The following is a 15784-nucleotide window of genomic DNA, read 5'->3' on the forward strand; positions in this document are numbered from 1 at the left end:
ATTCAGGAATTAAGAGACAGGAATCAGGACCTTTCGAGGGATAAGACAGGGTTACGAAGTTTTGAAAACTTCGTAACCCTTTTTCTTTTCTAATTGCGCACGTCTGCGACGTGTGCTTAATATGGGTTAGCGATTGCATCGCGGATAAACGGGCAATCAACTCACCCCGACTTCGCTTCGCTGGTCGACCCTCTCTACTTCGTAAAGAGGGCGGAGTACAGCTATCACTTCTTTGCGCAGCAGAGAAGGTGGTGGAGCGAAGCTAAGACCGGATGAGTAATTCTAATGGAGCTCTCAGGTTTTTATCCTCCCTACCCTGAAACCCCAATCCTGAAACCCTCCCCTCACAACTTACAACACACAACCCACAACCCACAACTAAAAAGCCCGCTCCTCCCATATCGCGCATAAATGCAATATGGTGTCTACCGCTTTTTGCATGTCTTGTACCGATACCCACTCCTGTTTACTGTGAAAGGCATGTTCGCCTGCAAATATGTTAGGGCACGGTAGCCCCATGAATGATAGCCTCGAACCATCAGTACCGCCGCGGATGCTGCATAGCTTTGCGTTCAACCCGGCGCGTTTGATGGCTTCCATACCGTATTCAACTATTTCGGGATGCTGGTCGAGCATTTTTTTCATGTTGCGGTATTGGGCGGTTATTTTTAATGAGTATGATGAACCGGGAAATCCTGCAAGTATATCATCTGCCACCTGCTTCAATACTTCGGCATGTTGGTGCAGTTTTTCATCGTCGAAATCGCGGATAATGAAGTCGATTACCGCTGTTTCCACATAGCCTTGTATACCAACCGGGTGTATAAAACCCTGCATATCTTCGGTATGCTCGGGCGACAGGTTATCCGGCAATGCCGCTACTATTTTACCGGCAATCTTTATGGCGCTTTCCATCTTGCCTTTGGCAAAACCGGGGTGCGTGCTGATCCCGTTAATGGTAAGCTTAGCGCCATCGGCCGAGAAGGTTTCGTTCTCCATATTGCCCGCGCTTTCGCCATCAATAGTATAACCTGCATAAGCGCCCAGCTTTTCAATATCTACGTTATCCACACCTTTACCAACTTCTTCATCCGGGGTAAACAATACCCGGATTTTTCCATGTTTTATCTCCGGATTATTGATCAGTTGATAACAGGCATCCATAATTTCGGCTACGCCTGCTTTATTATCGGCACCTAACAACGTGGTGCCGCTGGCGGTGATAATGTCATTACCTATCTGATTCTTCAGGTCGGCGTGATCAGCAAGGCGGAGCACCTGTGTTTCGTCGTCGGGCAGTACAATATCAGCCCCGTTATAATCAGCATGAATAATAGGTTTCACACCTTCGCCGCTGCAATCGGGCGAGGTATCCATGTGCGAGCAAAAGCAGATCACCGGCACATCAGCCTTATCGGTATTGGCAGGAATGGTGGCATATACATAGCCAAACTCATCTAAATGCGCGTCGGCAACGCCCATTTCCAATAGTTCCTGTACCAATACACGGCCCAGGTTCTTCTGCTTTTCGGTGGATGGAAAAGTCTCCGATTCAGGGTCTGATTGGGTATCTATCGTTACATATCTTAAAAACCGTTCGGTCACGGTATAGTTATTCAGGTTATTCATGTATATTTGATTTAGGGCAGATAACCCCGTTTTCAGCGTATCTTACCAATGCTAAATTATCATTTTAATACCCCTTGAACCTTGAAAAAAATATTTTTTTTACTCCTGCTATTTACCGTTACTGCAAAAGTGATGGCCCAGCAAAGTTATAATTACCGCGAATGGGCGATTGGTATAACCGGCGGCATGACCAAACCATTTTGCGATCTGCAAAAAACTGATTTTGGTTATTCGGGCGGGGCAACTATTACGTATAACTATAATCCATACATACCGCTTACTGCCGAATTTCAGTTCGGTCGGCTTTCGGGCGGCGATATTTTTAGCGATAAGGATACCCGTCAATTCACTAATAACTATAAGGCTGCCCTGATTTACGGCGATGTGCAACTTGGTTCGTTCATCGAGTATTCGTACAGCGGTTTTCTGGATGCGATTAAGGGCTTTTACGGCGGCACAGGCGTAGGCTTTATCATGAACAATAATAAAACAAACCGCTACAGCCGTACCAATGTGGGCTACAGGTTTCCGGGGGTAGATAAAAGCAGCAACTTTATGGTGCCGGTACGCTTTGGTTACGAGTTTAAGATATTTGACCAGTACGACGACCCGTATCTGCGGATTACCATAGGTTATGTGCACAACTTCACCTTCGGCGAAGGTTTAGATGGCTATAATGACCCGCCCGAAATATTCAAGAATGATCAGCCCGATCAGTACAACCAGATCACCATAGGAATAAGGTACGATTTTGGCAGGGAGGTATCTTATAATAAATTTATAAGACGCATCAGGTAAAATGAACATTGAAGAAATACGCGACCATTGCCTTGCCAAACCGGGTGTAACCGAAAGCTTCCCTTTTGATAATGATACGCTGGTATTTAAGGTTGGCAATAAGATATTTTTACTGGCTGGCCTGCCGCAAGGCGATCGTTTTAATGTAAAGTGCGATCCCGAACTGGCTATTGACCTACGCGAACGCCATACCGAAGTACAGCCCGGCTACCACATGAACAAGGCCAACTGGAATACCGTTTTTATTAACGGCAGCCTAACCCTCAAACAGTTGTTAGATATGGTTGACCACTCATACGACCTGGTATTTAAAGGCCTAACCAAAAAATTACAGGCCGAAATTAACGAGGCTACTACCTGAGCGGTATATTTGGTTAAATTTAACTGATGAAACGTTTTTTAGCCGCCCTCTTTTTCAGTATTATATATACCGGCACATTTGCCCAGCTTACTCCTTTTGAACAAAGTAAGGATAAAAACTATACCGCTGCTTATCCCGAAGTAATTGCTTATTACAAAAAGCTGGCTACCCAATATCCGCAAATGCGGCTAATTAATTACGGCAGTACCGATGCAGGCAAGCCACTTACTTTAGTCGTATTATCGGCTGATAAGGTGTTTGACCCGGCGCTGATAAAAAAGCAGGATAAGCGGGTATTTCTCATCAACAACGGCATCCATCCCGGCGAGCCGGAAGGAATTGATGCCAGTATGATGCTGGTACGCGATCTGCTGAAAAATAAACAATTGCCTAAAAATGTAGTGCTTTGCTTTATAGCCTTGTACAATATTGACGGCAGCATGAACCGGGGTATTTCCCGCGCCAACCAAAACGGCCCGCGGGCACACGGCTTCAGGGGTAATTACCGCAATTTAGATTTGAACCGCGATTTTATTAAGGCCGACAGTCGTAACGCGCTCGCTTTTGAGCAGATCCTCAATACCTGGCAGCCCGAAGTACTGCTGGATAACCATACCAGCGATGGCGCCGACTATCAGTATGTAATGACACTGATTGAAACCCAAAAAGACAAGCAGACTCCCCTGCTGGCCAATTACACCACCAAAACCCTCACCCCTGCCCTATATAGCGGTATGAAAAAGGATGGTTTCGAGATGATCCCTTATGGCGCGGGCGAAACAGGACTGCCGGATTCGGGCATTGTGAGTTTTATGGAATCGCCGAGGTTTTCAACAGGCTATGCAGTATTGCACAACATGATCAGCTACATGGCCGAAACCCATATGTTAAAGCCTTTTGATAAACGGGTCTACGCCACCTACGCGCTAATGCAAAACTTTATTAACACTATTGCCCGCGATGCAAAACAGATAGGTAAGCTGAAACACCAGGCAGATGAGCAGGTTAAAAAGCAGAAAACTTTCCCGCTTACCTGGACTTTGGATATGGAAAAGGTAGATACCATCACCTTTAAAGGCTACGAGGCCAAGTACAAAACCAGCGAAGTAAGTGGCTTAAAACGTTTGTATTACGACAGGAACAGTCCTTACACCAAAACCGTAAAGTTCTATAATACCTATAAACCAATAATAACTGTTGATAAACCCGTGGCTTATGTTATACCGCAGGCCTGGGGTAAGGTGATAGACCTGTTTAAACTTAACGGCGTAAAGATGCAAACCCTTAGCCACGATACCACGCTGGCTTTGCAGATGTATTATATTGATGATTATAAAACAGCGGCTCGTCCGTACGAAGGGCATTATGCCCATAATGGTGTAAAGCTAAACCCGGTTGATGCCAAAATTAAGTTTTACGCCGGCGATTACGTAGTGTACACCAACCAGCCGGTAAACCGCTATATTGTTGAAACGCTGGAACCCCAGGGTGTTGATTCATTTTTTGCCTGGAACTTTTTTGATTCGGTACTGGGGCAAAAGGAATATTTCTCCGACTATGTATTTGAAGACATGGCTGCCGACCTGCTAAAGAAAGACCCTGAACTACGCAAGAAACTCGACGAAGCCAAGGCGAAGGATAGCATACTGGCCACCGATGCCGAAGCACAGCTATATTTTGTGTACCGCAACTCACCTTATTTCGAAAAAACATATCTTCGCTACCCTATCGGCAGGTTATTGACCGATACCAAACTTGACCTTAAATGATTGAATATCTTCAGATGGCCCCGGTGGCCTCACTCATATTTATAATTACCATTATTACCTCGTTAATGGCGTTTTCAAACGAAACGCTTTATGGTAAATTTATGCTGCACCCGTATAGTGTATCGCGTAAGCAATACATTTATACCATTTTCACCAGCGGGCTGATCCATAAGGACTGGATGCACCTCATCTTTAACATGATGTCCTACTATTTCTTCGCCTTTATGCTGGAAGCGACTATAGGGCACTGGCAATTTGGCTTGCTATATGTAGCAACGTTGGTATTGAGCGATTTACCGACCATTTACAAGCAGCGCGATAATTATGGCTACCACAGTCTTGGCGCTTCGGGAGCTATAAGCGGGGTTATTTTCAGCTTTATATTGTATTACCCTAAAAGCCAGATGGGTATACTGTTTATCCCATTTCCAATACCGGCGTATATATTTGGCGGGCTTTACTTATTGTATTGCACCTATGCCTCGAAACACTCACACGATGCCATTAACCACGATGCCCACCTATATGGCGCGCTTAGCGGTTTATTGATCACCATTGCGCTTAATCCAGATGTTATCGCTATTTGTTTGAGCCAATTCGGGATAAGGCTATAGGGCGAGGGTAATATCGTTAGCTTTAATAAATTCGCCTTCTTTATCAAGCAGGTAGCTTACCGGGTGTTCGGGATCTTTGATGATCTCCAGCAGCAAAAAGCCCCAGTTTTTCCAGAAGTTTTCCAATACCTGGCCGTAGGTTTTGTTCATCCAGTGATCAAACAATGGCTTGCTGCTCATACCCCTCAGGGGCATAGCTTCAATATAAATATCCTCGTTAACGGGTAATATATTGTATTCGGGCAAGCGGTTAAACAGGTAGGCCGAATAAAACAACCGTGCGTTCATTTCTTCAAATTGAATAGGATGCAGCAACTCGTCGCCTATTTTTGCCAACACTTCGTGATGGTAGTTTCTGTTGGTGCCGTTATCCTGCAAGCAAATGATCAGGCCGAAATCTTTAATACGCAACGAAAATGTAAGGGTATTGATCTCATCGCGGTAGCCAAAAATATCTTCGCTATTATTTACTTTGAACAGGAAAAGGCTGAAGGGTGTAAATTCGTCAAATATGATAGGCAGATTAAGGCTTTGCAACATCAAATGCAGGTGACTAAACCGGTGTATAATAGCCTGCGACATGTTAAAATCTTCGCCATTATTGTGCTGCTGGCGTATGCCGGCTTGTATCTCGTTAAAAATGATACCGTACAATAATTTGCCCGCCCACTGAAAAAGCTTTACTTCGTCCAGCTGTTTAACGGCATCATATCCACGCTCAAAAGCTTCGGCTATTTCGTTTTCGAGGGGTTCGAGGTAGTCGTGGTTAATTTGTGCCGAGCAGGGTAATTTAAGGTCTTTATAGGTAGCCATGCTTTCATCAAGCAGCTTAAAAGGCTGATCCTGTAAATTAAAACGGCTCATTAGCCATTGCGGAAAAACCTGTATCTTCTCTTCCTCACTAATCAGTTGCTGCCCGGTTAAAAAGCAGTTTCTGTTACTAAAATTAAAATTCTCGAACGGATTATAAATTTGTGCCGGCATGGTCGCAAAGATAAGCATGAAATTGATTGGAAACTTTTAGCTTTGATTTTATAACATGCAACTGACTTACCAGCCATATCACCTGCAACTGAAGCACCCTTTTACCATAGCTCGCTTCACCCGCACATCCACGCCCCTAACGCTGGTACAGCTTGAACACGAGGGCTATATAGGTTATGGCGAAGCATCTATGGTGCCCTATATGGGCGAAAGTCACGAAAGTGCCTCAGCGTTTTTAAACAAGGTTGATGTAAGCCGGTTTACTTACCCTTTCAATTTTGCGGAAATCATTACCTATCTGGATAGCCTTGCCACAGGCAACCCGGCCATAAAAGCGGCCATCGATATTGCGCTGCATGATCTGGATGGAAAGATCAAACAACAACCCTGCTGGCAATTGCTGGGCAGTGATCCTTCAAAAATGCCCGTAACCAGCTATACCATTGGTATGGATACGCCCGAAATGATACGACAAAAGGTAAAAGAGGCCGAAGGTTTTAAGGTAATAAAAGTAAAGCTGGGCCGCGATGCCGATAAAGAGCTGATCAGTACCATACGTTCGGTAACTGACACCCCGCTTTATGCCGATGCCAACCAGGGTTGGACGGATCGCCACCAAAGCCTCGACTTATTGCATTGGCTGCATGAGCAAGATGTACAACTGGTAGAACAACCTATGGACAAGGCCGATATTGACGGTAATGCCTGGCTTACCGAACGCAGCCCGATCCCCATTATTGGCGACGAAGCCGTGCAGCGGCTGGACGACGTAGCGAAAACCCACGGTGTTTACCACGGTATCAATATAAAACTAATGAAATCGGCAGGAATGTATGAGGCCGGGCTGATGATACAAAAAGCCCGCGAACTGAACCTGAAAATACTGATAGGCTGCATGAGCGAAACCAGTTGCGCTACCCTCGCCGCGGCAGCCCTCGCCCCGCAATGCGACTGGGCCGATTTGGATGGACCGTTTTTAACAATGAATAACCCTTACCGGCAACCCGGCTTTGAAAATGGCAGGTGGATGTTGAACAGCGAACCGGGCTTGGGTATTAATCTATAAAAGCCTGTATATTCTCCCAATCGGCATCCTCTTCAATGTCAACATCGGTAAGTCTGCCGGTGGTAGTTCCCCATTCTTCAAAAAAGGCACCAAGCGCTTCATCGTCGGGGATGTAAAATATAATTTCGCGGCGCTGAGGTATAGTGGTATGCCCTACATAGATCACGTCGTACGGTTTTAACTTCTCTAACAACCCGGATTCTATTGCTTCCAGATACTCGTATTCCGCGTCGCTTGGGTGCCCGTTCTCATCTACCTGTTCGGGTTCAATGCCTATAAAAACCGATACCGGATAGGCCGCCTTGTTATCAAAGCCATCGAGCGTTGAGTTGATTATAGCAAATGCCGGGTAGCCGTCAAATTCAAATTCGTAGGATTTAAAGGGGGTATCGTTATAGTCCATCGTGAGTGTTGGGGAATGGTTGTTATTGGGTTACTATAGGGGTGGTCATCCTGAGCTTGTCGAAGGATCGCGCGGAAAGGCCTTCGCACGCACCTTCGACAAGCTCAGGGTGACCAGCGTTGGTATCTCGGCCAAAGCCTTACGAAGTTTTGAAAACTTCGTAAGGCCGGAATATGGCAAGCTTAATTTTTCGAGTTATTTCTGTGCTGATCTATCAGCTCTTTTACCTCTTTACGCAGCCTTATTTTGAGGGCTATAAACACCCCGCCAATAAATATCGCGCCCAGTAAAAATTCGTAACGGCCATGTTCAACGCCCCAGTAACCTATAATAATAGCTATTACTATACCTACGTTGTACAGTACGTTAAGTGCAATCTTTTTACCCATGGCTTAGTACACTTGTATATCCGGGTCAATTTCGGCTTGCCAGGCTAATATACCACCTTGCAGGTTGTACAGGTTGGTAAAACCCTGCTGCTCTAATTGCGCTACCGCTACCGCGCTGCGTTTGCCGCTGCGGCACATAATAACTACCGGTTTATCTTTGTATAATTTATCTTTCTCAATTAAAATACCACCCAATGGTATATGCTGACCGCCAATGTTTGATGTTTCGTATTCAAAATCTTCCCTTACATCTATCAGCTGGAAATCTTCGCCCCTGTCAAGCTTTTCTTTTAATTCCTGTACGGTAATCTCGTTCATGGTATAATTATTTAATTTTCAAATGTATGTTTTTTATATAGCAAACAATCAAAATGGCTATTGTGGCCAATAAATATTTACAATAGCATTAAATGTTTATGACTACACCGTTATACAAATAACTACACCACAGCCATTTCCTTTATCGCCTACATACTTCAATTGCTTTAGTCTCCGGTAATTCCCGTACCCCAAATTGAGGAATCGGGGATAATTGAGCAAGCTTTTCCTCTAATGATGCTCCCCCATATTTTTGCTTAATAGGCAATAACCCAATTTTAACGACAATTATATATGTGGCTTTGTTTTTGCACATCGCGGCCTGACTAAACACTTGTTACATAGAACATTTATATGAAAAAAATATTTACCTGCCTGCTTTTAGCCTCGACTGCATTTGTATCCTGTAAAAAAGATCATTCACCCACTAAAGGCTCAGCCGAAAACATCAATAAAATGGCGCCCGATGGTTTTACATACAGTACTACTAAGGATGTCAGTTTAAATCTCAGTTTAAAAACAACCAGTAACGAGCCCCTGTCGGGTGTTTTGGTGAGTATTTACGACCCTAAAAATACAAAGAACGCTATTTACAAAGGCCTCACAGATAAACAGGGTGTACTCTCAGGTAAATTTTCTGTACCAACTTATCTTAATAAGGTAATTATCGATCCTGCATATATTGGTTTAATGCATAACGCCCAGGCAGCTATTACCAATAATAATATTACAGCAATTATTGGTGGTCCGCAAGGTTATGATGGCAATATCATACCGGAAACGTATACCATTGGTAATAAAACTGCGCGTATTAACTCATTACAAAATAATGAGACAGGTACACAATATGTTTATCCTATGGGTTATTTACCTGACAGGGCTATTGTTAATAATAGTACTTTTCCGTTTGCTTTAGGTGTTCCGGCATATCTTCTTTCCCCCAGCGATGCAACGGCCGACGGCATATATAGTATTGATGGAACGCTCTTGAAAGCAATTAACGGGGCGCTATCACCGGTTAAATCTGTTTATGAAACACATCCGGAATATTTAAGCAACAACGTGGTTTCAACACTAAACGTGACAGCTCCAACCAATGTGTATATAACTTTTATTTCGGAAACCGCGGGCTACAGAAATACGCTGGCTTATTATACCTATCCAACAAATAACCCACCCAAACAAGGAGCAGGCAATACAGCCAATTCAATAAGCAAACTAACTTATGTTTTTCCGAATGCTTCATTAAATGGATCGTTAGGAGGTTTAAAAACCGGCGACAAAGTAAATATTGGTTATTTTGATCCAGGAACATCAATAGCTTTTGTGCTGATACAAGATGGCTGGACAGGTACCGGCATTGCTACGGGCAATACAAAATATTACTCAGAGCCAAAGTTCAATCCGGAAAAGGTAAAGAACAGGCACATGGTAATGCTGTATAATAAAACCCGTAAACTATTTGTATTGGGCTTTGAAGATCTTAACATGGAAAACCCTTCTGCAAACCCGGAGGGCTATCAATCGGATGAAGACTTTGAGGATCTTGTAATATTGGCAAGCACATCCCAAAAAGGCGCAATTAACCCCACCAATGTTCCGGAACTCGACTCGGCAGATGACAGGGATGGTGACGGGGTGATAGATCAGTTAGATTGGTTTGCTGACGATCCGACACTGGCATACGTAACTGAGTATCCCGAATTTTCATTTGCCAATATAGCATTTGAAGATAACTGGCCTCAAAAAGGCGATTATGACATGAATGACCTTGTAGTTGGTCAGCATTATATATTTTATAGAAACGCTAATAACGAAGTAGTTAAATTAACAGGCGAATTTATAATTAAAGCTGCAGGCGCGTCTTTTAAAAACGGCTTTGGCGTTGTATTACCTATTACTCCTGACCGTGTAAAATCAGTAACCGGGCAAAAATTAATAAGCAATTATATAAAATTAGCCCCTAACGGAGTTGAAGCAGAACAAAGCTACGCTGTTATCATTCCGTTTGATAACCAGGACGCGCTTATTCATAACCCGGGCTATGCTTATTTTGTGAACACACTCGATTCAAAACCTAAAATGGTTAGCGATACAGCAAGGATAAAAATACAATTTATTACGCCTTTATCTAATGCCTATCTTGGAATAGCACCATTTAACCCATTCCTTATCAGCAATCTTCGCCGCGGTTATGAAATACACTTACCGGGTACAAAACCAACAGATAAAGTTAATGCGAACTTATTTAAAACAGGAGATGATAATACTGATACTTTGGCAAGGAGATATTACTTATCGAAAGAGAACGGACCATGGGCTATAAAATTCAGATGGAAGTTTGATTACCCACTCGAAAATGTTGATATAGCCGACGCTTACTTACATTTCAAACAATGGGCAAGTTCCGGTGGCAACATGTTTGCCGATTGGTATGATAATTTAGAAAGCGGCTATCGTAACGAAAGTAATATTTACAATAAATAAATATTAAAGCAACTCAAAACGGCTTTTGGAATAATTGCGAAGCCGTTTTTTGTTTTAATGTTGCCTGCGTGATTACCTTGAAATATTCCGGCACCGACATAGCAAACCTTATAATGATGACCCTTTAAGGCCAATTGCAAATATTTGACCTTTTGTGCTGTAACAATCAGGCAGTAAAGGCGTTTTATAGTAGTTAAAGTAATTTTAATTATTGATGAAGAAAATTACCCGCTTTTTCTGGTTTTGTTCAGGAGCGCATATTGATACCCTAAAAAAGTACCCTATTGAACATAATAAGTATGTTGGCATAGGCGCCACCATATTCTTTACCGCCTTATTTGCAGCCCTTTCCGGCGGTTATGCTATGTATTTCGTGTTTAGCGGCAGTGCTTTTGCGGTTGGCTTTGCCATACTGTTCGGCTTGCTGTGGGGCACCGCCATTTTTAATATGGACAGGTACATCGTATCAAGCATAAATAAAGAAGGCAGCACCAACCAGCAGATCTTACAGGCATCGCCGCGTATTTTACTGGCTATTATGATAGGTGTTGTGATATCGCGCCCGCTCGAACTCAAGATATTTGATAAAGAAATACGCCAGAAGTTAAAAACATCTTACCTGAAAGGTCAGCACCGTAAAATTGATACCCTGCAAAAAACCTATCAGCAAAAATACGCTATGGAGCTGGGTAAAAATGGAGAGCTGAAAAAGGAGAAGGATTCTTTAGAGAAGGATATTAACCGCTCGCGTTACCAGCTTAACCAGGAGGTTTTTGGTGATAAAACCAATCAAACTTCGGGTATTTCAGGCTACGGCACTTATGCCAAGCAAAAGCAGGCGGTATTAGAAGAAAAGCAGGCCCGCCTGAAAACCGTTACCGATAATTTAGGGCAGATGGACCAATACCTCAGCGCCCGTAAAGATTACGAAGGACTCAATAGCACCCGCCTTTTTTCCGAAAAACAACTGGACAGCCTCAGCAGCGTTGCCGGTTTCTCCGACCGTAACTGGGCTTTGGGGCAGCTATCATACAATGAAAACGGCACGCGCGACCTGGATACTTATCTTGCCATAGCGTTCATAGGCTACCTGTTCATTTTGTTTGAGTGCTTGCCGGTATTTGTAAAACTAATGTCGCCCAAAGGGCCTTATGATACAGCTATCGCCAAAATTGCAGAGGCCAATATTTACCATGCCGAAAAGGATAAGGATCGTGATATTGCCGTTACCGATAACGTATACGATCACCATCTTGATGCCGATGTAAACAAGCGAAAGCAAATGATTACCGGCCAGGCAGAGTATGACCTGGGCAGGCATAGCTATGATTAATGTTTGCACAAAATTGTAACTTAGCGCACACATTCTTACACAAAAGGGAATATTATGCCTGCATTATTTAAGATACGATGGCTGCAAACTTGCTATTAACTACATTGGTTGATCAGGAAATAAAGGATTCTTTTTCTATCCAATATTTTGAGCAAGAGGCATATACAGATCAGTTACTAAAACGGGCAAACTATCATCGTATCTTTTTAATACAAAGCGGCAGTGGGACTATACAGGTTGATGATCATACACACCCCATAACCGGCAGTGAATTATTTTTGTTAGCTAAAGGGCAGGTATACTCCTTTCTCCCCGGCACTACCTTAACCACTCACGAACTTTGCTTTGGCGATTGTTTTTGGGAAAAAACACCGGCCAGCGCCAGTAATTGCAAAGCTGTATTATTTAATAATGCCGCTGCCAATCAAAATATTCCGCTGGCACAGGCTGAACTTACCGAGCTTGATATGCTTTTCAGGCAACTTAGCCTGGAATTTTGCAAACCGGTTTATATCAATCAATTGGATGCGCTTGCAGCTTATTTAAAGATCATCATGATCAAGATAGCTAATATTAACGCTTCGTTAATTAAGGGGTATGATACCTACGAAAACCAGCTTTACCGCCAATTTATAGAAATGGTGAGTAACCAGTATCATCATACTCATGAGGTTGCCGATTTTGCTGCACAGTTAGGTATCAGCCCGCGCAAACTATCCGACGTGTGCAAACGTTGCAGCGGCAAGGGAGCCAAAGATATTATTAACGGTCAGCTCATTGCCGAAGCCAAGCGTTCATTGCAATTTTCATCAAAGCCGGTTAAGGAGATAGCCCTTCAGCTTAACTTTCAAAACCCCTACCAGTTTAGTCACTTTTTTAAAAAAATCACCCTTGTTTCGCCAAATGATTATCGTTCGCACTTTGTAAATATTGGCATCTGATTAACCGTTATTAACATTTATCGCGCGCTGTTTTAGCCATAGCTTTGCTTGCAAACAATAATATTATGGCAATTAACAAATTAAAATCAGTAGCCGGTATCACCATTCCTGACAGTGCTATAGCCACACAGGCCACCGACCTTTTATTAACCCACGGTACCGAATTTATATATAATCATTCGTTAAGAGTATTTCTTTTCTCGTCGCTCAACGGGCAGCGTAACAACCTGCCGTATGATGCCGAGTTGCTTTACGTAAGCTCCGTATTTCACGACCTGGGTTTGGTGCCACATTATAGCAGCCCCGATAAACGCTTTGAAGTTGATGGCGCAAATGCAGCCCGCGACTTTCTGAAAAGCCATGGCTTGCCTAAAGAATCGTTGCAATTGGTGTGGGATACCATTGCACTACATACAACCATTGGCATTGCCGAGTATAAAGAAAACGAAGTAGCCTTAATGTATTCGGGCGTTGGTTTAGATGTAATGGGCGAAGGTTACGAAAACCTTAGCACCGAAAACCGCGAAGAGATCATCAGCGCATTCCCGCGCAACAACTTTAAAAAGAACATCATCCCTACATTCTTCTCGGGCTTCGAGCATAAAACCGAAACTACTTTTGGTAATATTAAGGCTGATGTATGTGCTTTTATGATCCCCAATTTTCACCGTAAAAACTTCTGCGATTGTATACTGCATTCGCCGTGGAGCGAATAAGCAATAGATATTTTACAATAATAATCGGTTAACAGGCGGGCGCTTTTTACCGCTATTGAAAAATTATAGTAATTTCAGCCTGTTAACTGGTTCTCATGAAAAAACTTCTATTAGTGGCGGTGGCCTGTATAGGCACATCCGTTTTATTCGCGCAAAAAAGATCGCAAGCCCCTGTATATTATAATGTATCGTTCCCAAACGCGGTACACCACGAGGCCGAGATTGTAATTACCGTACCGCAGGCACCTGCCGGACCAATGCGTTTTCGCATGAGCCGTTCTTCGCCGGGGCGTTACGCCACGCATGAATTTGGCAAAAACATATACAACGTAAAGGCATTTACCGATAAAGGCACCGAACTTCCTCTTAAGCAAATTGAGGGCGATGTGTACGAAGTTGCCATGCACCCCTCAACCGTAAACATTAGCTATACGCTGTTTGGTAATTGGGTTGATGGCACTTATGCCGGTATTGATGCTGGGCAGGCGCACCTGAATATGCCCGCCAGTTTTATGTGGGTAGCAGGGCTCGACAAAAGGCCTGTAAAATTCAAGTTCAACGGTATTGAAAAATACGGCTGGAAGGTATCAACCCAGTTAAAGAACGAGGGCGATAACGTATACAGCGCGCCCAATCTGCAATACATGATGGATAGCCCTACCGAGTTGTCGAACTTTAAATCGGCATCGTGGGAGGTGGTAAACCCTGATGGTAAAAGGCAAAAGGTTAACCTGCATGTATATTCCGATGATAGTCAGCAGGTGGTAGATAACTTCGCCAAAATGGTGCAAAAGGTAGTACAGGAAGAAAAAGCGGTGTACGGCGAACTGCCAAATTACGATTATGGTGAATATACCTTCATCAACAACGTACACCCTACCGTAAACGGCGATGGCATGGAGCACCGCAACTCCACCATTATTACCGATCCTATTGATAAAATTGGCGGTAACGAGGTTGATGTACTGAGTACCTTCTCGCACGAATACTTTCACAGCTGGAATGTGGAGCGCATCCGCCCAAAATCATTAGAGCCATTCAACTTTGAGCACTCCAACGTAAGTGCCGAACTTTGGTTTGCCGAGGGCTTTACGCAATACTATGGCGAAATGCTGCTGCGCCGTGCCGGTTTTTATGATGATGAAGCTTATGGCAAAGTATTAGCCGGTTTGGTTAATTCGGTAATGAACACGCCTGCCGCGGCTAAATATTCACCGGCCCAAATGAGCCGCTACGCGGTATTTGCCGATGCAGGTGTATCTATTGATGCCAATAATAACCCCAACATTTTCACCTCGTATTATGTATATGGCGGCGCAACTGCCTTAGCGCTCGATCTTCGTTTGCGCAGCGAGTTTAACCTTACCCTTGATGATTATATGCGCAAGGTTTGGCAACTATACGGCAAAAAAGAGAGAGCTTATACCATACCAATGCTGCAACTTGCGCTGGCACAACTCACCAAAGAACCGGGCTTCGCGTCGGATTTCTTCAAGCAGTATATTTACGGGTTCGAGAAGAACAATTACGTGCCGTTACTGGCCAACGCGGGCTTTGCTATGCAAAAGGCAAAACCGGGCGCGGCGTGGGCCGGGCCGCTGTTTAACAATTTTGGCCGCAGCCGTGCAGGGCAGGCACATTCGGCAGTGGCCGATAGCGGTTTGTTCATAGCGACGAGCACCGTACAAGGTACGCCTATCTACAAAGCAGGTATAGATGCCGGTGATGTGATATTGAAGACAGATGGCAAGAGTATAAAAACACAAAAAGAGTTTAACGATATCGTAGCGACTAAAAAACCGGGCGATAAGATCGTAGTGAATTATAAGAACCGTACAGGCGATCATCAAACCACTATCGTGTTAGAAGAAAACCCGTATTTTGAAGTCGTGCCGTTTGAAAAGGCGGGCAAAACATTAACAGCAGACCAGGAAGCTTTCCGTAATAACTGGTTACAATCAAAAGTTAAATAATAC

Annotated in this window: 15 protein-coding genes; 10 read left to right on the plus strand and 5 right to left on the minus strand. The window is 43.7% G+C overall.

What is annotated here, in order from left to right:
- Nucleotides 1-378 precede the first annotated feature (378 nt).
- Nucleotides 379-1629, minus strand: a complete 1251-nt coding sequence (pepT, locus tag AC07NA_RS19475) for a peptidase T (RefSeq protein WP_494899187.1) — start codon at nt 1627-1629, stop codon at nt 379-381.
- Between the two features lie 81 nt (nt 1630-1710).
- Between pepT and AC07NA_RS19480 the strand changes: the two genes are divergently transcribed.
- From AC07NA_RS19480 to AC07NA_RS19495, 4 genes are read left to right on the plus strand one after another with little or no spacing between them, the layout of a single operon-like run.
- Complete coding sequence (locus AC07NA_RS19480) at nt 1711-2427, plus strand: putative outer membrane beta-barrel protein (RefSeq protein ID WP_494899188.1); 717 nt, start codon at nt 1711-1713, stop codon at nt 2425-2427.
- Nucleotide 2428: 1 nt separating this feature from the next.
- On the plus strand, nt 2429-2788 hold the full coding sequence (locus AC07NA_RS19485) for an MmcQ/YjbR family DNA-binding protein (RefSeq protein ID WP_494899189.1): 360 nt from the start codon (nt 2429-2431) through the stop codon (nt 2786-2788).
- A gap of 26 nt (nt 2789-2814) precedes the next feature.
- Nucleotides 2815-4557: a M14 family zinc carboxypeptidase gene (locus AC07NA_RS19490; protein WP_494899190.1), complete on the plus strand. Its 1743-nt coding sequence runs from the start codon at nt 2815-2817 to the stop codon at nt 4555-4557.
- Nucleotides 4554-5171 carry a rhomboid family intramembrane serine protease gene (locus AC07NA_RS19495; RefSeq protein WP_494899191.1) on the plus strand — a complete coding sequence of 206 codons (618 nt, stop codon included), beginning with the start codon at nt 4554-4556 and terminating at the stop codon, nt 5169-5171. The genes AC07NA_RS19490 and AC07NA_RS19495 overlap by 4 nt, the downstream gene beginning before the upstream one ends.
- On the opposite strand, the gene AC07NA_RS19500 is transcribed toward AC07NA_RS19495, so the two are convergent.
- Entirely contained in the window at nt 5166-6155 is a 990-nt protein-coding gene (locus AC07NA_RS19500; protein WP_494899192.1) for a hypothetical protein, read from the minus strand. The genes AC07NA_RS19495 and AC07NA_RS19500 overlap by 6 nt on opposite strands.
- 55 nt (nt 6156-6210) lie before the next feature.
- On the opposite strand from AC07NA_RS19500, the gene AC07NA_RS19505 reads away from it, so the two are divergent.
- Nucleotides 6211-7221, plus strand: coding sequence for a dipeptide epimerase (locus AC07NA_RS19505; RefSeq protein ID WP_494899193.1), 1011 nt, complete (start codon nt 6211-6213; stop codon nt 7219-7221).
- Here AC07NA_RS19505 and AC07NA_RS19510 read toward each other — a convergent pair.
- The 3 genes from AC07NA_RS19510 to AC07NA_RS19520 form a co-directional block, all read right to left on the minus strand.
- On the minus strand, nt 7211-7624 hold the full coding sequence (locus AC07NA_RS19510) for a DUF695 domain-containing protein (protein WP_494899194.1): 414 nt from the start codon (nt 7622-7624) through the stop codon (nt 7211-7213). The genes AC07NA_RS19505 and AC07NA_RS19510 overlap by 11 nt on opposite strands.
- 182 nt (nt 7625-7806) lie before the next feature.
- Nucleotides 7807-8013 (minus strand): DUF6358 family protein, encoded by a 207-nt coding sequence (locus AC07NA_RS19515; protein ID WP_345212811.1) that lies wholly within the window; start codon nt 8011-8013, stop codon nt 7807-7809.
- A gap of 3 nt (nt 8014-8016) precedes the next feature.
- Nucleotides 8017-8331: a rhodanese-like domain-containing protein gene (locus tag AC07NA_RS19520; protein ID WP_345212810.1), complete on the minus strand. Its 315-nt coding sequence runs from the start codon at nt 8329-8331 to the stop codon at nt 8017-8019.
- Between the two features lie 354 nt (nt 8332-8685).
- On the opposite strand from AC07NA_RS19520, the gene AC07NA_RS19525 reads away from it, so the two are divergent.
- From AC07NA_RS19525 to AC07NA_RS19545, 5 genes are all read left to right on the plus strand, one after another.
- Nucleotides 8686-10818, plus strand: coding sequence for an LruC domain-containing protein (locus tag AC07NA_RS19525; protein ID WP_494899195.1), 2133 nt, complete (start codon nt 8686-8688; stop codon nt 10816-10818).
- A 214-nt stretch (nt 10819-11032) separates the two neighbouring features.
- The gene (locus AC07NA_RS19530; protein WP_494899196.1) at nt 11033-12151 is read left to right on the plus strand and encodes a DUF4407 domain-containing protein; all 1119 of its coding nucleotides are present in this window, start codon (nt 11033-11035) and stop codon (nt 12149-12151) included.
- Nucleotides 12152-12228: 77 nt separating this feature from the next.
- Nucleotides 12229-13092, plus strand: coding sequence for an AraC family transcriptional regulator (locus AC07NA_RS19535; protein ID WP_494899197.1), 864 nt, complete (start codon nt 12229-12231; stop codon nt 13090-13092).
- Nucleotides 13093-13157: 65 nt separating this feature from the next.
- Nucleotides 13158-13808 (plus strand): HD domain-containing protein, encoded by a 651-nt coding sequence (locus AC07NA_RS19540; RefSeq protein ID WP_494899198.1) that lies wholly within the window; start codon nt 13158-13160, stop codon nt 13806-13808.
- 95 nt (nt 13809-13903) lie between these two features.
- Nucleotides 13904-15781 carry a M61 family metallopeptidase gene (locus tag AC07NA_RS19545; RefSeq protein WP_494899199.1) on the plus strand — a complete coding sequence of 626 codons (1878 nt, stop codon included), beginning with the start codon at nt 13904-13906 and terminating at the stop codon, nt 15779-15781.
- Nucleotides 15782-15784 lie beyond the last annotated feature (3 nt).

This window comes from Mucilaginibacter sp. GW821-FHT07G05, assembly GCF_059418565.1.